This window comes from Comamonas odontotermitis, from assembly GCF_014207855.1.
In the GTDB taxonomy this organism is placed as follows: Bacteria; Pseudomonadota; Gammaproteobacteria; order Burkholderiales; family Burkholderiaceae_C; genus Comamonas; species Comamonas odontotermitis_A.
In genome coordinates this window covers 19,349-36,613 of record NZ_JACHKZ010000022.1, presented here as the reverse complement: position 1 = coordinate 36,613, position 17,265 = coordinate 19,349, and the positions used below count along the sequence as shown (strand labels likewise).

General features: G+C 62.6%; 14 protein-coding genes and 2 riboswitches. All 14 genes read right to left on the bottom strand.

What is annotated here, in order from left to right; genetic code table 11:
• Positions 1-9: 9 nt before the first annotated feature.
• The 14 genes from HNP33_RS15515 to HNP33_RS15450 all read right to left on the bottom strand — a co-directional run bounded on the left by HNP33_RS15515 (position 10) and on the right by HNP33_RS15450 (position 17,135).
• Positions 10-1,215 carry a leucine-rich repeat-containing protein kinase family protein gene (locus HNP33_RS15515; RefSeq protein WP_184710049.1) on the bottom strand — a complete coding sequence of 402 codons (1,206 nt, stop codon included), beginning with the start codon at positions 1,213-1,215 and terminating at the stop codon, positions 10-12.
• A gap of 56 nt (positions 1,216-1,271) precedes the next feature.
• Entirely contained in the window at positions 1,272-1,643 is a 372-nt protein-coding gene (locus tag HNP33_RS15510; protein ID WP_184710051.1) for a copper-binding protein, read from the bottom strand.
• Positions 1,644-1,671: 28 nt separating this feature from the next.
• Positions 1,672-2,178 (bottom strand): DUF411 domain-containing protein, encoded by a 507-nt coding sequence (locus tag HNP33_RS15505; RefSeq protein ID WP_184710053.1) that lies wholly within the window; start codon positions 2,176-2,178, stop codon positions 1,672-1,674.
• Between the two features lie 36 nt (positions 2,179-2,214).
• A complete protein-coding gene (locus HNP33_RS15500; RefSeq protein ID WP_184710055.1) occupies positions 2,215-2,697 on the bottom strand; it encodes a cupredoxin domain-containing protein in 483 nt (160 codons plus the stop codon).
• 16 nt (positions 2,698-2,713) lie between these two features.
• Entirely contained in the window at positions 2,714-4,111 is a 1,398-nt protein-coding gene (locus HNP33_RS15495) for a multicopper oxidase family protein (protein WP_184710057.1), read from the bottom strand.
• A gap of 1 nt (position 4,112) precedes the next feature.
• A complete protein-coding gene (locus HNP33_RS15490) occupies positions 4,113-5,546 on the bottom strand; it encodes a TolC family protein (RefSeq protein WP_184710058.1) in 1,434 nt (477 codons plus the stop codon).
• Positions 5,543-5,938 (bottom strand): hypothetical protein, encoded by a 396-nt coding sequence (locus HNP33_RS15485; RefSeq protein ID WP_184710060.1) that lies wholly within the window; start codon positions 5,936-5,938, stop codon positions 5,543-5,545. The genes HNP33_RS15490 and HNP33_RS15485 overlap by 4 nt, the downstream gene beginning before the upstream one ends.
• A 112-nt stretch (positions 5,939-6,050) precedes the next feature.
• Positions 6,051-6,491: a hypothetical protein gene (locus HNP33_RS15480; protein ID WP_184710061.1), complete on the bottom strand. Its 441-nt coding sequence runs from the start codon at positions 6,489-6,491 to the stop codon at positions 6,051-6,053.
• Between the two features lie 157 nt (positions 6,492-6,648).
• A complete protein-coding gene (locus HNP33_RS15475) occupies positions 6,649-8,682 on the bottom strand; it encodes a diguanylate cyclase domain-containing protein (protein ID WP_184710064.1) in 2,034 nt (677 codons plus the stop codon).
• Positions 8,683-8,909: 227 nt separating this feature from the next.
• The gene (locus HNP33_RS15470) at positions 8,910-9,665 is read right to left on the bottom strand and encodes a sulfite exporter TauE/SafE family protein (protein ID WP_184710066.1); all 756 of its coding nucleotides are present in this window, start codon (positions 9,663-9,665) and stop codon (positions 8,910-8,912) included.
• A 125-nt stretch (positions 9,666-9,790) separates the two neighbouring features.
• Positions 9,791-12,685 (bottom strand): aminomethyl-transferring glycine dehydrogenase, encoded by a 2,895-nt coding sequence (gene gcvP, locus HNP33_RS15465; RefSeq protein ID WP_184710068.1) that lies wholly within the window; start codon positions 12,683-12,685, stop codon positions 9,791-9,793.
• 129 nt (positions 12,686-12,814) lie between these two features.
• Entirely contained in the window at positions 12,815-13,189 is a 375-nt protein-coding gene (gene gcvH, locus HNP33_RS15460) for a glycine cleavage system protein GcvH (RefSeq protein WP_184710070.1), read from the bottom strand.
• A 72-nt stretch (positions 13,190-13,261) separates the two neighbouring features.
• Complete coding sequence (gcvT, locus tag HNP33_RS15455; protein WP_184710071.1) at positions 13,262-14,398, bottom strand: glycine cleavage system aminomethyltransferase GcvT; 1,137 nt, start codon at positions 14,396-14,398, stop codon at positions 13,262-13,264.
• A gap of 55 nt (positions 14,399-14,453) precedes the next feature.
• Positions 14,454-14,567: riboswitch (glycine riboswitch) on the bottom strand.
• Between the two features lie 21 nt (positions 14,568-14,588).
• Positions 14,589-14,691: riboswitch (glycine riboswitch) on the bottom strand.
• Positions 14,692-14,801: 110 nt separating this feature from the next.
• The gene (locus tag HNP33_RS15450) at positions 14,802-17,135 is read right to left on the bottom strand and encodes a hypothetical protein (RefSeq protein ID WP_184710073.1); all 2,334 of its coding nucleotides are present in this window, start codon (positions 17,133-17,135) and stop codon (positions 14,802-14,804) included.
• Positions 17,136-17,265 lie beyond the last annotated feature (130 nt).

The following is a 17,265-nucleotide window of genomic DNA, read 5'->3' as shown; positions in this document are numbered from 1 at the left end:
GCCGCATCATCAGGCGGTGCGCGCCTGGACTTCGCTTTTGAGGATGGTCATGGCGCGCTGCTCCATGTGCAGCAGCTGCTGCACCTGCTCTTGCGGCAAACCATGCAGCAGGGCGGCGGCTCCCAGATCGCTCAGTACGGCATCGCCGGTTGCCGGATTCCACAACACGTTGTGTGCATACAGATCGCCATGCAGAATGCCGTGTGCATGCAGGTGACCGACTGCGCTCTCGATGCCCTGCAACAGGCGCTGCGCGACGTCTGGCGAAAAACGGGTGGCAGGCGCATACACGTCGCGCGTACAACTGTCCATGCTGGGCGGGCCAGCCAGAGCCTGCAGACCTGGCGGCAGCAGCGGCAAGGCCATGGCCAGCTTGCCTTGCGGGTGTCCGGCCACGGGGGCGAGCGGCGTCAGCAGGTGGGGGTGCAAGCTTGCAGACAGGCCAGCGGCCAGCTCGGACGCGGGCGTCCCGTCGCTGGTCTGGCCCGCCTTGAAGACCTTGAGCGCCACATCACCACCGCCGATGCGGGAAGCCCGGTAGATGTGCCCGCTGGCACCTTCGCCCAGCAGTTCGTGCTGCTCAAGGCTGTGGTGGAAAATTGCCCTCTGATCAGACCGGGAAAGCGCGAGCTGCTCATTTTTTTGAGTGAGCGGATTGCCAGCAATGGCCAGCCACGCCAGGGCAGGCAGTGCAAACACCGCGTCTGGAATCTGCGCAAACGCATTGCCAGAGATGCGCAGCAGTTCCAGCCTGGTGCATTGCGCAAGGCTTGCAGGCAGATCCTGCAATTGGTTGCAGGCAAGCATGAGCTTTTGCAGGCGCGGGCGCTCGCCCAGTGTGCCTGGGAGATGGCGAATCTGGTTGTCTGTGAGGATGAGCCAGCGCAAAGCTGGCGGCAGGCTTTCTGCCGGTACTTCGCGGATCTGGCAGGCCTTGAAGCCGACCATCTCCAGCTGTGGCATGCCGCCGAGCACACGCGGTAGTTCGGTAAACGGATTGTTGGAGGCAAACAGGATGCGCAGGCGGGTAAAGCGTGCCAGATCGTCCGGCAGGGCGCTGAACTGGTTGCCCGAGAGATCGAGCACCTCCAGCGTGTCCGCGAACTGAAAGAGTTCGCGCGGAAACTCGCGCAGGCCCGCAGACAGCTTGATCTGGCGTGCGCCGAGCAGGGCGCCGCTGCGCAGTTGTTCGTGAAAGGCTTGAAGGCTTTGCATGGCTGCACAGTGTAGGTGCTGGCAGCGCATGCATGGGCCATGTTGCGCAGCAAGAGTTACTTGGCGCGCTCGATACGGGTAATGGTCAAGGTACCGCCATCATCCTGCACATGAAAGCGCACTTTGTCGCCCGCATTGAACTGAGCGGCCTGTGCCCCGTCCTTCAAGGCAAAAACCATGGTCATGGCTGGCATTTCCAGGTTCTTGATGTCTTCATGGCGAATGGTCAGCTTGCCTCCGCGTGCATCGACACGGGTGATCTCGCCAGCTGTCATCACAGCGTTGGCACTGGGAGCCGCCGCTGCAGGCGCTTTGTCGGCAGAGCTGCCTGGGTTGCTGTGGCCCGGGTGCTCCTGGGCAAACGCTGGAGCCAGCAGGGCGGCGCCCAGTGCCAAAGCTGCGATGGTGGTGGTGGTGATGTTTTTCATGAAATTCTCCAAATCTGTGAAACAGGGCTTAGCCGCGGTAGCTGGTGAAGACCGTGGTTGAGACATCGCTGCTCATCAGGTTCTTGGTGACCAGCAGAACATCGAACGGGTCTTTGCGGCCGCCGTATTCGGGGCCATCCATGCCTGGGCTGCCGACGGGCATGCCGGGCACCGCAATGCCCAGCGCCTTGGGTTTTTGCTGCAGGAGCTTGCGCACATCGGCTGCGGGAACATGGCCTTCGACGGCATAGCCGTCCACCAAGGCGGTATGACAAGAGCCCAGGCGTGCAGGCAGGCCCAGCTTGGCGCGCATGGCGCTGTTGCCGGTTTCATGCACGGTGACGGCAAAGCCTGCTTTTTCCATCAGCGCAATCCAGTCTTTGCAGCAGCCGCAGTTCGGGTCTTTCCAGACATCCATCGGCGTCTTGGCCGGGCTGGCTGCAAGGGCCGGAAAGCCGGAAGTCAGGCCTGCGGTAACCGCAGTGGCGGTGGCCAGCAGGTGCAATGCGTGGCGGCGGGTGAGGGTCTGTTTCATGATAGGTCCTTGGTAGGTGTTCAACGTGTGCGCGTTTCAATCGGTGACGGTGAAAGTGCCCGTCATGCCTGCCTGGTAGTGGCCCGCAATCAGGCAGGCGAAATCAAAGCTGCCCGTGCGGTTGAAGTTCCACACCAGGTCCTCGCTTTTCTGAGGGGCGACATGGGCCATGTAGGGCTCGGCATGCTCCATGCCGGGGAACTTGAGCATCAGTTGCGCATGTTGGTCGAGCGATGCCTTGGTGCCCAGCACCACTTCGTGCATCACTTGGCCGCGGTTGACCACGCGCAGGCGCACGGTTTCGCCTTTTTTGACGCTGAAGTGCGAGGGTGAAAAACGCATATCGTCCGTCATGTTCAAGGTGATGGTGCGTTTGGCGTCCTTGGCATCTCCGCCAATGCCCCATTCCTTTTGCTCCTTGGTGGCTGGGACGGAAGCGTGGCTTTCATTGCCATGCGCAAATACGGTGCTGGCGCTTGAAAGAAGAGCGCAAACAGCGATGAATTTGATGGTTTTCATGGGGTGAGTCCTGTGTTCAGTGGTTGGCGTGGCCCGACGCATCGGCTGGCTTGTGCACGCGAGGGGCTCCAGGAGCCGTGCCTGGCATGGTCTGGCGCGGAGCCTGCGCGTCAGGTGGCGGGCCCTGCCATTCATAGGCCGTGGTTCCTCTGGGTTGGGCATACCAGCCTGGGTCTTTGTAGTCACCAGCGGCAAGGTTGCTGCGCACCTTGAAGGTGGTGAACATGCCGCCCATCTCAATGTTCCCGAATGGGCCCTTGCCGGTCATCATGGGAAAGGTGTTGTCGGGCAGGGGCATCTGCATGGCGCCCATGTCGCCCATGCCACGTTCGCCCATCAGCATGTAGTCGGGCACGATTTTCTGGATCCTGCCGACGAGGCCCCGGTGGTCGACACCGATCATGGTCGGCACCTCGTGCCCCATGGCGCCCATGGTGTGGTGGCTTTTGTGGCAGTGAAAAGCCCAGTCGCCGGGCTCGTCCGCAATCAGCTCCACCTGCCGCATCTGGCCCACGGCCACATCGGTCGTCACCTCGGGCCAGCGTGCCGATCGCGGCACGGGGCCGCCATCGGTGCCGGTCACCTCGAACTCGTGGCCGTGGAGGTGGATGGGGTGGTTGGTCATCGTCAGATTGCCGACACGGATGCGCACGCGGTCGCCTTGCCTTGCCACCATTGGCGTGATGGCGGGAAAGGCGCGGCTGTTGAAAGTCCAGATGTTGAAATCCGTCATCTCGCCTACCCGGGGCGTCATCGCACCGGGCTCGACCGCGTAGGCACTGAGCAGGAACGCATAGTCGCGCTGCACCTCGGCGATCAAGGGGTGCCTTGTCTTGGGGTGGGTGATCCACAAGCCCATCATGCCCATGGCCATCTGCACCATTTCATCGGAGTGCGGGTGGTACATGAAGGTGCCGGGGCGGCGTGCCTCAAATTCATAGACAAAGGTTTTACCGGGCGGGATGTGGGGTTGGTTGAGCCCGCCCACGCCATCCATGCCATTGGGCAGGCGCTGGCCATGCCAGTGGATGGTGGTGCTCTCGGGCAGGCGGTTGGTGACGAAGATACGCACCCTGTCGCCCTCGACCACCTCGATGGTTGGCCCGGGCGACTGCCCGTTGTAGCCCCACATGTTGACGAAAAAGCCCGGTGCCACCTCGCGCACCACAGGCTCGGCCACCAGATGGAATTCCTTGACACCGGCGTTCATGCGCCACGGCGTGGTCCAGCCATTCAAGGTGACGACCGGGTGGTAAGGCCTGCCGTTGGGTGGCATCAGCGGCGCTGCGGTGTCGGCGCTCGGTTGAGTGACGGGCTCGGGCAGGGCCGCCATGGCGACCCTGCTGACGGCTGCGGAAGCGGTGGCGGCGGCCACTGCTGTGGCCGCGCCGGTGAAAAATTGGCGGCGTTGCATATCAGTGGCCTTGTTCAGTGCTGGCAGCGGGCGCTGCGGTGTTGAGGGCGGGCGCCGTACCAGGCGATGTGCCGGTGAGCGCCAGTTGTAGATCGGTCTCGGCCAGCCAGAAGTCGCGTTGGGCTTCTGTAGCCGTCACCACGGCCTGCGTGGTGGCGCGTGCCTGGGCCAGGAGTTGCCACACGCTTACGAACATGCCGTTGTAGCGGTAGACGGTTTCTTCCTGCACCAGCCGCGCAAGTGGCAGCACCTCTGCCTGCTGCTGCTGGGCCAGGTCGTAGGCTGTGCGGTAGGCCAGCCACTGACTGCGCGCCTCGCTGCGGGCACGGATCGCATTGTCGCGCAACTGCGCCGCGCTGCGCAGCACTTCGTTTTTCGCCATTCCGCGTGCGGCAGAGCCCCAGTCGAACAGCGGCAGCGGCACATCGAATTCCCAGCCCCGCGTCTTGTCGCTGTGTCCGCTGTCGCGCTCGGTACTGGTGTTGTTGCTGTAGGTGGCACCAATGTCGCCAAAGATGGAGCCAATCGCAGCCCAATCCTCGCGGCCTGCGCTCACATCGAGGTCGCGGCGCAGTGCGACCAGGTCGAGCCGCTGGCGCAGCGCGGTGGCCTCGGCATCTTCGCCGCTGCGCAGATCCCCAGCGCTTTTGGGGAGCGCGGGCAATTGTGCGGGCAATTGGAAAGCCAATTGCTGGCCCCACAGGCCCATGCGGCGCCCCAGTTGCTCGCGTTCGAGCTGTGCATTCAGACGGGCTCGCGCAAGCTGCGCGGCGGCCAGCTGCTGCAGGGCCAACTCGCGCGCCTGGTCCATCTTGCTGAAGTTGCCTACCTGCGCCATGCGTGCAGCCAACTCGCCACCCAGGGCGGCGGCTTCGTGCATGCGCTCGCTGGCGGTCAGAGCCTGCTCGGCGGCGACAGCGCGCAGCCAGCTGCGGCGGGTATCGGCAGCCAGCAGCAGCACCTGTTGCGCGGCGGTCAGCGTGGCCTGCTCCATCTGCCAGCCCTGCCAGCGGCTGCGCCACGGCAGGGTGATCAGCTGTACCAGGCCAAAGCTGAATTGGCGCTCGATCTCGCGCTCCTGGCTGTTGCGAAAGCGGCCAAAGGTAAAGCTGGGGTTGGGCAGCGTGAGTGCCTGTACGCGCTGTGCGTCTGCAATACCCAGCTGCGCAAGCTGGCCTTGCAGGCCGGGATTGTTCAGCAGGGCAATACGCACAGCGGTATCGGCGTCGATGGGTGCCTCAAGCCAATGGGCGATCTGCGTTTGGGCCTCCTGCTGGGCCTTGGGGTCGATGGAGGGGAGCTGCGCCCCCTGGGGCAGACGGCCTTCGGTGCGCTGGGCAACATTGCTGCGCAGGCCATCGGGCGACACGCTTGCACAGCCCGCGAGCACCAGGACGGCCAGCAGCGGGGAGAGGCGGAGGATGGTGCGCTTCATGGCCGGCCTCCCTGGTGCTGGCGATGATGCTGTTGGTGGTGCGGGCAGACGTGTGTCTCGCCAGTTTCCCGGTCATCCATCGCTGCATGGTCTTTTTCCCAGAGCATGACATCGGCATGGCCGCGCGGGAAGTCGGCTACAGCAGCGTTGGCTTCTTTCCAATCGCCCGGCTGGGCCACGATGGCGCCGCTTGCCGCCATGGCCTGGTGACGCAGGGGTGCCGTTGGCGCTTGGGGCGAGGCGGGGTCACCCAGAGCAGGTGCAGATTCAGCCGGGTTGGCTGCGGGCTGGGTGGGTTGGGCAAGGCTGTAAGAGGCCATGGCCCAGGCCGCAGCGGCAATGCCGACGGCCAGGCACCTTCGGGTGCCGAATGGGGGACGCGCGTGGCGCATGAGAAATTCCTGTCGTTGAAACCATGTTCACGACCGCAGAGCCAAGGCTTTGGCTCCTGGCACAGACAGCAGGCACAGTGGCTACTATCCGATTGCGGACGCACCTAGGGTGTCAGATGACAGAAATGGGAGGTTTGATGATGGAGGCGGGCAAGGTGCTGGCAAAGCGCGTGGCCGCTTCTGCCAGTCGTTGAGGCGCAGAAGGCACTGGGGCCAGCACAGCAATCGCAGGCAGGCCTACCGCGGAATGACAGATGCCGCAGGCCGAGCAGTTGGGCCCGTGTGCAGCGCTGTCACTGCAGTGCGCGGGCTCGGCGTCGCTGCAATGGGCAGTGGCCGCCGGGTGCACTTGCAGGTCAGCAGGCGAGGCGTCGCTAGGGGCAGCGCTGTTGGCCTGGTGACTTTCATGCAGCCCAACCGGTACGCTGTTGTGGGTGGTATGCGCACCGCCCGTCTGGGCGACGGGTGTAACGATGCCCATGGCCATGGCGTCGCCCAGCAGGCCGCGCAGGACCAGCGTGAGAACGAGCAGGATGGACAGGCAGGAGCGCATGATTACTGTGGAGCGGCTTGCCGCAAAAAAGTTCCGCTCCGAAGGGGCCACATGAAAGCCGGATCAAAGCCATGAACGAAAGACAAGTGTACGCCATCTCGATTGCGGCGGCTCTCCGGCCCGGTGGCGCAGTTGCCGGGTGGTGTTTGTAGTGGCCTCATGCCGACAGATCCTGTGTGTAGAACACGTAACGCCCACGGCCTTGTTTCTTGGCTTCGTAGAGGGCGATGTCGGCTTCGCGCAGCAGGCGGTCCGGATCGAGCGCCTGCGTCTGGCCCAGGTGCATGGTGATGCCGACCGAGGCGCCAATGTTGACCCGTTGGCCCTCGATGAAGTAATCCGCACTCAGAACATCGATCACCCGCTGCGCGAGGCTGGCTGCTGCCTGTGGAGACGAGGCTTTCTGTACGATGCAGAACTCATCGCCGCCCAGTCGCACCACGAGATCGGTGTCGCGCAGCAGGCCACGCAGGCGCTCGGCGACGGAGCACAGCAGCGTGTCGCCCGCGGCGTGGCCCAGGGTGTCGTTGACCTGCTTGAACCGGTCCAGATCCAGGTAGAGCAGGGCGCCGGATGCACAGGTGCTGCCGACGCTGCTGATATGGTTTTGCAGCAGGCTGCGATTGGGCAGGCCTGTGAGCGGGTCGTGGTGGGCAAGGTAGGCAACAGCTGCCTGGGCGCGCTTGCGGTCGTCTACATCTTCGAGCACGCCCAGCCATTCGTGTACATGCTGCTCCGCACCCAGAATGGCCGCGCCGCGTGCGCGCATCCATCGCCATTGGCCGTCATGGGTGCGCAGCCGGAACTCCACATCCAGCGCATGTTCGCTGTTGGGAAGCAGATCGGCGGCCTGGCGGCGCAGGTCTGCCACATCTGCAGGGTGAATGCGGCGCAGCCAGCCAAAGCCCAGGGCCGTGCTGTCGGGCATGCCTGCAAGCACCTGCCAGCCGACCATGGATGTGGCGCGGCCCTGTGCATCGAGCGTCCACAGAACGGCGGCGCCTGCATGTGCCAGGGTGCGGCTGCGCTGTTCGCTCACAGACAGCGCGTGGGCGATCTGGCGCTGGCGGCCCAGCGCGGATTGAAGTTGCGCGCGTGCATTGGCAAGGCTGCGGCGCAGGGTTTCGTACTCCTTGACCATCAGTACCTGGTGCTCATCGGCTCCGGGCGTGTCGTAGGCCGAACCCGTACGGGATGCATCCGTCAACTGGCGGATGGGCCTGAGCAACTGGCGCGATACCCAGGCGCTCAGCAGCATCGCCACGATGAGCGCCACCGTGCCCACGAGGGCAATATTGAGCATGGGTTTTTGCCAGCGGGCATTGAAGGCTTCCAGAGACTCGCCAGCAACGATGACCCAGCCGGGCGTTCCCTTGATTTCATGGAAGGCGAATACGACCTTGCCCTTGTCGGCACGCTCGGCCTCGAAGGTTCCGCTGGTGGCACCTACCTCTTTGAGTTTTTGCCAATCCGGTACGGGGGAGCCGATGTAGCGCTCGGGCTGCACTGAGCGCGCAAGCATGCGGCCATTGCCGTCGGTCACCGCAATCAGTGCACCCTGATCACTCGTGTCTTGCGCTGCGCTCACCAGGTGCTGGGGCGTGGTGGTCAGCATCAGCACCTTGCCACCGGTTTTTTTCATGCGCACGGCAATGGCGATGCGCGGCTTGTCGTCGTGAAAGAACAGTTGTGAAAAAACAGGTGCTTTTCCGCTCAAGGCCTGCTGCACCAGACCGGGCGGCACGTACCCTTTGATATGCGAATGGGCCGACACCAGGAGTGGCGAGTCACTGCCGGGCGCGGTGACGACGAGCATGCTGTCCGAGTCCATGCCGGTGAGAACCAGCCACTTGGCCAGAGCCTCGGCGTTCTCCGATTCCGCATTGGCCGCATAAGCCTCCAGCATGGCCGCGCGGCCGGCCAGATCGCTTTCGATGATATGACCCAGATTCTTGGTGGTATCGAGCATGCGCCGCAAGCTGTTGTCGCGGTATGAGCGGGCCACGTGCTGCACGGTATAGATGCTGGCAATCAATACCGGCAAAGCCGCTGCAAGCATCATCACGATCAGATAGGTACGCAGGCTGCGTGCGCGCCAACGCGGAGCGGCCGAATGCGGCGCGGCCGAGTCTGGCTTGGCAGCGGGCTCCTGCAAGGAGGTGACAGAGGAACGTGCAGCGGGAGAGGACATCCGGGCGCAGCAATATCGCGGCTATGAAGGACAGTGTATGGGGCTATAAACAGCTATTATCCAATTTGTCTCTATTTGTTTCAATGGTTGAGGAGGAAGCTTACATTTGTTGAAGAAGTTTGTGTTTATTCACTGCGCAGCCGCGGAGTGGTGGGCTTCTCCGCCTCTATAGCAGCGCAAACGGCCTGCCCGCGATCTACCAACGACAGCGTAAAAGCAATCTGCTGCTAACGGTGCTGTATGGTTGACACGAGCATGGCCAAGCCCGCCATGGTCAGAAGCCCCAGCACCACACGGCGGAAGGCCACATCGCTGATGCGGTGGTAGAGCCGACCGCCCCATAAGGATGGCAGCAGCATGGCGGGCAGCGCCACGGCGAACAGAGGCAGCATGCCTGGGGTGACAAAGCCTGTTGCCACATAGCTGGCAAAGGTGACGGCAAGCATGGTGAGATTGAAGTTCTGGATCACCTGGCGTTGCTGGTCGCGCGCCACGCCCAGCAACTGGCACCACAATGTGGGCACGACGCCTGAAAACCCACCCAGGGCCGCCATCGCGCCACCCGCAAGTCCCGCCAATCCGTTGGCAATGCGCAGCATGGGCCCCTGCATGCAGCGCCAGCTGGCAATGCGCGGCAGCCGGTGTGCAAATGCCATCAGGGGGCAAAAAACCACGAGCAGCGCCCCCAGCACGGTCTTGAACAGCTGTGCATCCAGCAGCGGCAGGAGCCGCAGCCCAAGCGGCAGTCCGCACAGCCCGCCCAGTACAAAGGGCCATAGCATGCGCCATTCAAAGCCGCGCCGCACGCTGAAGGCCTGGATAATCTGCCCGGTAAGTCCGCCAAAGACGGCCAGTGCGGCAGCAAGCGTGGGCTCCAGCGTCCAGGCCCACAAGGCCATCGCGGTCATGCTGTAGCCAAAGCCGGAGAGGCCCTGCACAAAGCCCGCGAGGGCCGCTCCCAGGATGATGACTATGATTTCCATAGCTGGTCGTGCTTGTCAGATGCGCGCTGAAGGCTTTTTTGAAAACGATAAAAGAAAACGGCCCACAGGGCATGTGAGCCGTTCTTAGTAGCTGGCGCGCAAGAGCGCTGTAGCCACTGTAACCATCAGGACTCGTAGTCGGACAGCGGCACGCAGCTGCAGAACAGGTTGCGGTCGCCGTAGACGTTGTCCACCCGGCCCACGGGGCTCCAGTACTTGGCGCGGCGCAGGTGAGGCACAGGGTAGGCGGCGGCTTCGCGGCTGTAGCTGTGGTTCCACTCGGCAGTCAGCAGGGCTTCGGCCGTGTGAGGGGCGTTCTTGAGCGGGTTGTCGTCCTGTGGCAGCTGGCCCGCTTCGATCTGGGCGATTTCGCCGCGGATGGCGATCATCGCGTTGATGAAACGGTCCAGCTCGTGCAGGCTTTCGCTTTCGGTCGGCTCCACCATCAGGGTGTTGGGAACGGGGAACGACAGTGTAGGCGCGTGGAAGCCATAGTCGATCAGGCGCTTGGCCACGTCTTCGGCCATTACGCCGCAGGTTTCCTTGAAGTGGCGCAGATCCAGAATGCACTCGTGCGCCACGTGGCCGTGTTCGCCTGCGTACAAGGTCGGGAAATGGTCCTTGAGCCGTGCGCTGATGTAGTTGGCGTTGAGGATGGCGGTCTCGGTGGCCAGCTTCAGGCCCGGCTCGCCCATCATGCGGATGTACATCCAGCTGATGGGCAGGACCGCAGCGTTGCCCAGCGGCGCGGCGCTGACGGCGCCCACCTTGCCGGGAACGCCCGCCGTGGCGTGACCAGGCAGGAAGGGCACCAGGTCTTCCACCACACAGACCGGGCCGACGCCGGGGCCGCCACCGCCGTGTGGAATGCAGAAGGTCTTGTGCAGGTTCAGGTGGCTTACGTCGCCACCGAACTCTCCGGGAGCCGCCAGGCCCACCTGGGCATTCATGTTGGCGCCGTCCACATAGACGCGGCCACCATGGCTGTGCACCAGCTCGCACAGCTCCTTCACCTGGGTCTCGAACACGCCGTGTGTGCTAGGGTAGGTGATCATGATGCAGGCCAGATTGGCGCTGTGCTTCTCGCAGGCCAGTTTCAGGTCTGCCATGTCCACGTTGCCGTTGTCATCGCACTTGGTGACGACCACCTGCAGGCCGACCATTTGCGCGCTGGCAGGGTTGGTGCCGTGTGCGCTGCTGGGAATGAGGCAGATATTGCGGTGCGCTTCGCCCTTGGAGGCGTGGTAAGCCTTGATGGCCAGCAAGCCGGCGTATTCGCCTTGCGAGCCCGCATTGGGCTGCAGGCTGATACCGGCATAGCCGGTGGCCTGGCACAGCCATTGGCGCAGTTGCGCGTCCAGCTCGGCATAGCCTTGCAGCTGGTTGGCGGGCGCGAAGGGGTGCACGTTGGCGAACTCGGGCCAGGTGATGGGGATCATCTCGCTGGTGGCGTTGAGCTTCATCGTGCACGAGCCCAGCGGAATCATGCTGCGGTCCAGCGCCAGATCCTTGTCGCTCAAGCTGCGGACGTAGCGCAGCATGGCGGTTTCGGAGTGGTGGGCGTTGAAGACCGGGTGCGTCAGGTAGCTGCTCGTGCGCTGCAATTCCTGGGGGATCAGCGAGGTAGCGCCCTGGTCCATGGCTTCGATGGAGGGCAGGGTAGCGCCTTCCTGGGCAAAGATGCTCCAGATCAGTTCCACATCGGCGCGCGTCGTGGTTTCGTCCAGGCTGATGCAGATGTATTCGTTCCAGGCCTTGCGCAGGTTGGCACCCTTGGCGAGGGCACGGGCGATGATCGCATCCGTGGCGCCCTTGGTGTGCAGCGACAGCGTGTCAAAGGCGGTGTCATGGTGGTGGGCGCTGAAGCCCAGCTGTGCCAGACCGCGGCTCAGGATCGCCGTGAAGCGCGCCACGCGCTGGGCGATGCGCTTCAAGCCCGCCGGGCCGTGGTAGACCGCATACATGCTGGCGATGACGGCCGGCAGCACCTGCGCCGTACAGATGTTGGAAGTGGCCTTTTCGCGGCGGATATGTTGCTCGCGCGTTTGCAGCGCGAGGCGGTAGGCGGGTTTGCCATGCACATCGACGCTGACGCCCACGAGGCGACCGGGCAGCGAGCGCTTGTAGTCGTCGCGGCAGGCCATGAAGGCGGCGTGCGGGCCACCTGCGCCCATGGGCATGCCAAAGCGCTGGCTGTTGCCCACCACGATATCGGCACCCCATTCGCCGGGTGGCGTGAGCAGGGTCAGCGCCAGCAGATCGGTGGCCACAATCGCAGCGGCCTGCTTGGCGTGGATGGCGTCCACATCGGCCTTCCAGTCGACAATCCAGCCACTGGAGGCGGGGTACTGGATCACGGCAGCGAAGAAATCGCCCGCCATCGCAGCTTCCCATTCGTTCTTGCTGTTGGCCACGAGCACCTCAATGCCCAACGGCTGGGCACGGGTGTGGATGACTTCGATGGTCTGCGGGTGCACATCACCTGCGAGCACGATGCGGTTGCTCTTGGACTTGACCGAGCGCTTGGCCAGTGTCATGGCTTCCGCTGCGGCGGTGGCCTCGTCGAGCATCGATGCGTTGGCGATCGGCATGCCGGTGAGGTCGCACACCATGGTCTGGAAATTGACCAGCGCTTCCATGCGGCCCTGCGAGATTTCGGCCTGGTAAGGCGTATAAGCGGTGTACCAGGCGGGGTTTTCCAGGATGTTTCGCAAAATCACGCCGGGCGTGAAGGTGCCGTAGTAGCCTTGGCCGATGAAGCTCTTGAGTACCTGGTTCTTTTCTGCAATGGCCTTGAGCTCGGCAAGCGCTGCCGATTCGGTCACGGGGGCAGGCAGATCCATGGGTCTGGCGCGGGCGATGGAGGCTGGCACCACATCGCGGATCAAGGCATCCAGGCTCGGCTTGCCGATGACTGCCAGCAGGGTCTGCTGGTCATTGGTGTCGGGGCCAATGTGGCGAGGGATGAATTCGGTGGCGTTTTCCAGCGCGGCCAGGGGCTCTTTGGAGGACATCAGCATGGTGGGAAATCCAGGTGTTTGTGCTTGAAAATGCCACTAGCGCAGGATAGGCGGGCGGAAGCAGCTATGAATATGTGAGTAAGCATTGACGGCCATGCGCGCATGCCGCCAATGCACAGGGACTCGGGCTTACGAGTTGGCCGCGAAGTCGTTGTAGGCGGTTTCGTCCAGCAGGGCATCGAGCTGCGATGCGTCGGCAAGCTTGACCTTGAAGAACCAGCCCGCACCCAGCGGGTCGCTGTTGGCGAGTGATGGGTCGTTGCGCAGCTCTTCGTTCACTTCCACGATCTCGCCAGACACGGGCATGTACACATCGGCGGCGGCCTTCACGGATTCGACCACGCCGGCCACATCGCCCTGGTTGAACGAGGCGCCCACTTCGGGCAACTCGACAAACACCACATCGCCCAGCGCGTCCTGGGCGTGCACGGTGATGCCAACAACAGCGGCGCCAGCGTCAGCGGCGTTGATCCATTCGTGGTCGCGGGAGAATTTGATCGTCATAGGGAAACTCCAGTTGGTAGGCGTGAATCTGATGTCCAGAACGGCGCGCGACAGCGCACGCCAGCAGCTACTTTAGCCGCGGAAATAGTTGGGGGCCACGAAAGGCATCGCCACCACCTCGACAGGCACCGGCTTGCCGCGCACCATGGCGTTCAGGCGGGTGCCAATGGCTGCGAAAGCTGGCTCCACATAGGCCATGGCAATGGGCTTGTCGATGGTGGGGCCGAGCAGGCCACTGGTGGTGACTCCGATGGCCTTGCCATCGGGCGTGCAGATTTCCACCTGCTCGCGCACGGGAATGCGCTCTTGCGCAATCAGACCAACGCGCTTGCGGGGCAGGGTGGCGGGGGTGTCGATCTGGGCGAGCACCTTGTCGGTGCCGGGAAATCCTCCAGCGCGGGCGCCACCAGTGCGGCGAACTTTCTGGATAGCCCAGTTCAGGCCTGCTTCGGGGGGCGTAGTGGTCACGTCCAGATCGCTGCCGTACAGGCACAGGCCTGCTTCCAGGCGCAGCGAGTTGCGGGCGCCCAGGCCGATCGGCTTGACCTCGGGCTGGGCCAGCAGCAGGCGCGCCAGCGCTTGCGCCTGGTCGCCTGCGACGGAGATTTCAAAACCGTCTTCGCCGGTATAGCCGCTGCGGGTGATGAAGCAAGGGATGCCCTTCACATCGAAGTTGCCCCCCGTCATGAAAACCAGTTTTTCAACGCCTGGCGCCAGGCGCGAGAGGGCAGCCACCGCCTGTGGGCCTTGCAAAGCGAGCAGGCCGTGGCTGGGCATGGGTTCCACCTTGCAGCGGTTGCCGATACGGGCCTGGATGTGGGCAATATCGGCCACCTTGCAGGCACCATTGACGATGACAAACAGCTCGTCCTGCGAGACGCGGAAGAACATCAGGTCGTCCAGAATGCCGCCGTCATCGTTCAGCAGCAGGCCGTAACGCTGCTTGCCGACAGCCAGATCGATCACATCAACGGGCATCAGGCTTTCAAAGGCTGCTGCCGCGTCGGGGCCCACCAGACGCAACTGACCCATGTGCGAAACATCAAAGAGGCCTGCCGCGCCTCGGGTATGTTTGTGTTCCGCAATCAGTCCATCGGGGTACTGTACGGGCATGGAATAACCGGCAAACGGCACCATGCGGGCGCCCAGCTCAATATGCAGGGCATTCAATGGAGTGGTGAGCAGGGCGGCGGAAGCAGTGGCGGTCATGAAAAAAACTCCAGGGCAAATAACAATGCCATGCCGCTGTTGCCAGCCGCATGCTGTTTGCCCTGCTGTCCGCTTTACCTGAGAGATTCACCCCGCACCTTCGAGGCGTGGGGGGCTTGCTCCTTCGGTGGATGGTGTCTGGGCACCATCTCTCTCCAGCCGGGGACGCTGGCGGCGCAAAAGCCTGCATCAGCGTGTGCCAGTCCTTTTGCCTGAGCGTTCGGCATTGAAGCCTGCGCCTTCGGCGGCCTTGCTGCCCGCTTGGGGCGAAGACTCTCTCCTGACTGCGGCGATTTTAACGGCAAACGCGGCATATACCCAGACGGTGCCCATAAATTTGTGACGCTTCAGCTGCACGCCTCATGCATAAAAAACGCCCGGCAAGCCGGGCGTTTTCATTTCATCAGCGGATTTTCTGCCTTCGTCGGGCCAGTGCTGCAATGGCCACGGCAAGCCCCGCCACACTCCACAGCGCGTTGGCCGGTACAGGAGCAGGCGTGGTAGGTGGTGTGGGAGGTGCTGGCGGTGTAGGTGGCACAGGCGGTGTCGGAGGTTCAACCGGGGGATTCACTGCATCCGCAGTCATGTAATTGACTGTGGCGATATTGTCTTCGGGCGTCAAATCTTTCGCGGTGACTTCGGTCACACCATCATTCAGCAGCGCCTTGGCTGGTGAGCCCTGCAGTGCGACAGAGGCAACATTCTTGAACGAGCCGGAGCGCAACAGGTTGCCAGTGATGGTGCAGTTGACGATTGCACCGCGCTCCATGTTGCTGATGGGGATTTGCAACTCGTTGTTCGCTACGGCAATACTGCCCAGCAGTGACCCGGTAGGGACGGTGGCATTACCGGCACTCACGCTGCAGGATGCGGCCGTAGCCTTGAAATCAGGGCCCAAGGTGTCCTTGGCGATGGCCTGGCGTATGCTCTTTGGGCCGTCTGGTGCAGTGTTGTTGGCAAACTGCAGATCAAACACGACTGGCGTAGCAAGGTCGGGCACTTCCATGGGCGTCACTCGTTTGTTGCTCGTGAGGTTGACGCAATAGGGTGCGTTGGGCAGCACTTCGATCTGTGTGTCTGCCAGATTGGCGCTGCTGGGTGACTGGATGTAGGAAGGGCCGAAGGTGTAGCCGTCGGTAGACACGGACACCACGCTGAAAGCCGCCTGATTCTGCAGCGCATCGTTGTGATGCATGCACTGTAGATTGCTATCAATTTTAAAGCGAAGAGCGATCTGCATCACAGCCTTGGAGCCCCATTTCACATGCACGTTCTGGCTGAACGATGGTGTGAAGTAGGCCCGATATGGCTGGATGGGGTTGTTGGCAGGAATGCAGTTGCCGTTGCTGTCCTCACAACTGATCCACTCCATCTGCAGCTGCAAGGCGTTGACGGGGGCAGCCATTGGCATATGGCCCTTGGCCAGCAACACGGTGTCATACACGTTGAAGTCGATGCCGTCCCGGTTGGAGCCTGGGGGGGCGGTGTCCTGGCTCAGGTCTACGGTCAGTTCGTAGATGGCCACATCGCCGTCCTGGTCGATGACCTTGCTGGTCTTGGCGACACCTGCCTTGTCCTGCACAGACAGCAGCTTCTTTTCTGCATTCTCATGCAGATTGACGGCCGTGCAATCCCTGCCTTGGGTCGAGAGGGCGATGGGAAAAGAGAACGAGACGGTGCTGCTGTCGCTGCCGGATCCATCCCATTGCAGATGGACGTCTTCGGCCGTGACAGCCCAGGTGGCCGTGTTGGCGAGCGCGGGGCTGCCGCACAGTGGCGCCTTGAACGAGCGCCAGTATTTGATGGTAATGCTCTCGCCCGCCTGCATCACCTCCTTGCCGAAGCCCGTGCTGTCGGTATTGAGGAAGGTATTGACATTGGTGCCCGCCTGCGAGGAAGCGCCGGAGAAGCTGAGCGCATTGCAGATGGCGCTGCCCGCGCCGTCCACGCTGCTGGCGCAACTGGTCAAGCCGCCATCGGAGCCGCTGGGTACGATCTGTGGCGACCAGCTGCCTTCCCAGTCGCTCCACTTGCTGGCAATGGCGCCCAGCGAGACCGGTGTTGCAGACTTGTTGGTATAGGTGACCGTAAATTCAACGGGGGCGTTGTAGGCGTTGCCGATCCAATGCGTCGCGTCGTTGGGATCCTGCGATGCACCGGCAGTGATCTTTTTGTCGACCGCAAGCTTGATTTCCGATTGCGTCACTGCAAACGGATTTTCACTGGTATTGGTGGAAGGCGTGGTTTCGGTATCTCCGCTGCCTGCAGCCATCGATGACCGCATCAGATAGGCGGAATCCGCCTTGGTGGGTGTGACGCTGAGCACGTAATTGCATTGCTGCCTGTTCTGCATCAGGGGGAGGGTGGCGCTCATGGTTTCGCCTCCTGCCGTGTTGTCTGTGGGAACAGGGCTGAAGGCCGATGCCGCAGGGCAGCTGGCCGCATTGCCACTGGCTGCTGTCAGCATAACGGATGTGACATTGGCGGGCAGCTCGATGCTCGCCCGGGCATTGGTGGCCGTGCCGTTGATATTGGAGAAACTGACGTTGAGCCGGTAGGGCACAAAGGTCTGTGCCGGAATGTTCGAGGTGACCGGTTCAATATTGGTGACCAGATCGACATTGGCGGCATGCGCGGCGGGCGCAAACACGCTTGCTGAGGCTAGCAGGCCCAGGGCCGCCCATTGCGAGCGTAAAGTGGCAAGCGTTCCGCAGCGGTATGCAAGACTGGCTGTCATCCATTCCTCTCTATGTATAGTTAAAAACAAACGAAAATGGAAATCCGATGTTTAAAAATTATATTTATGAAATGAGGTGCCGTAGCCGTTGACACAAATTCATACTTTTTTGGAAAGATTTTTTGACAAT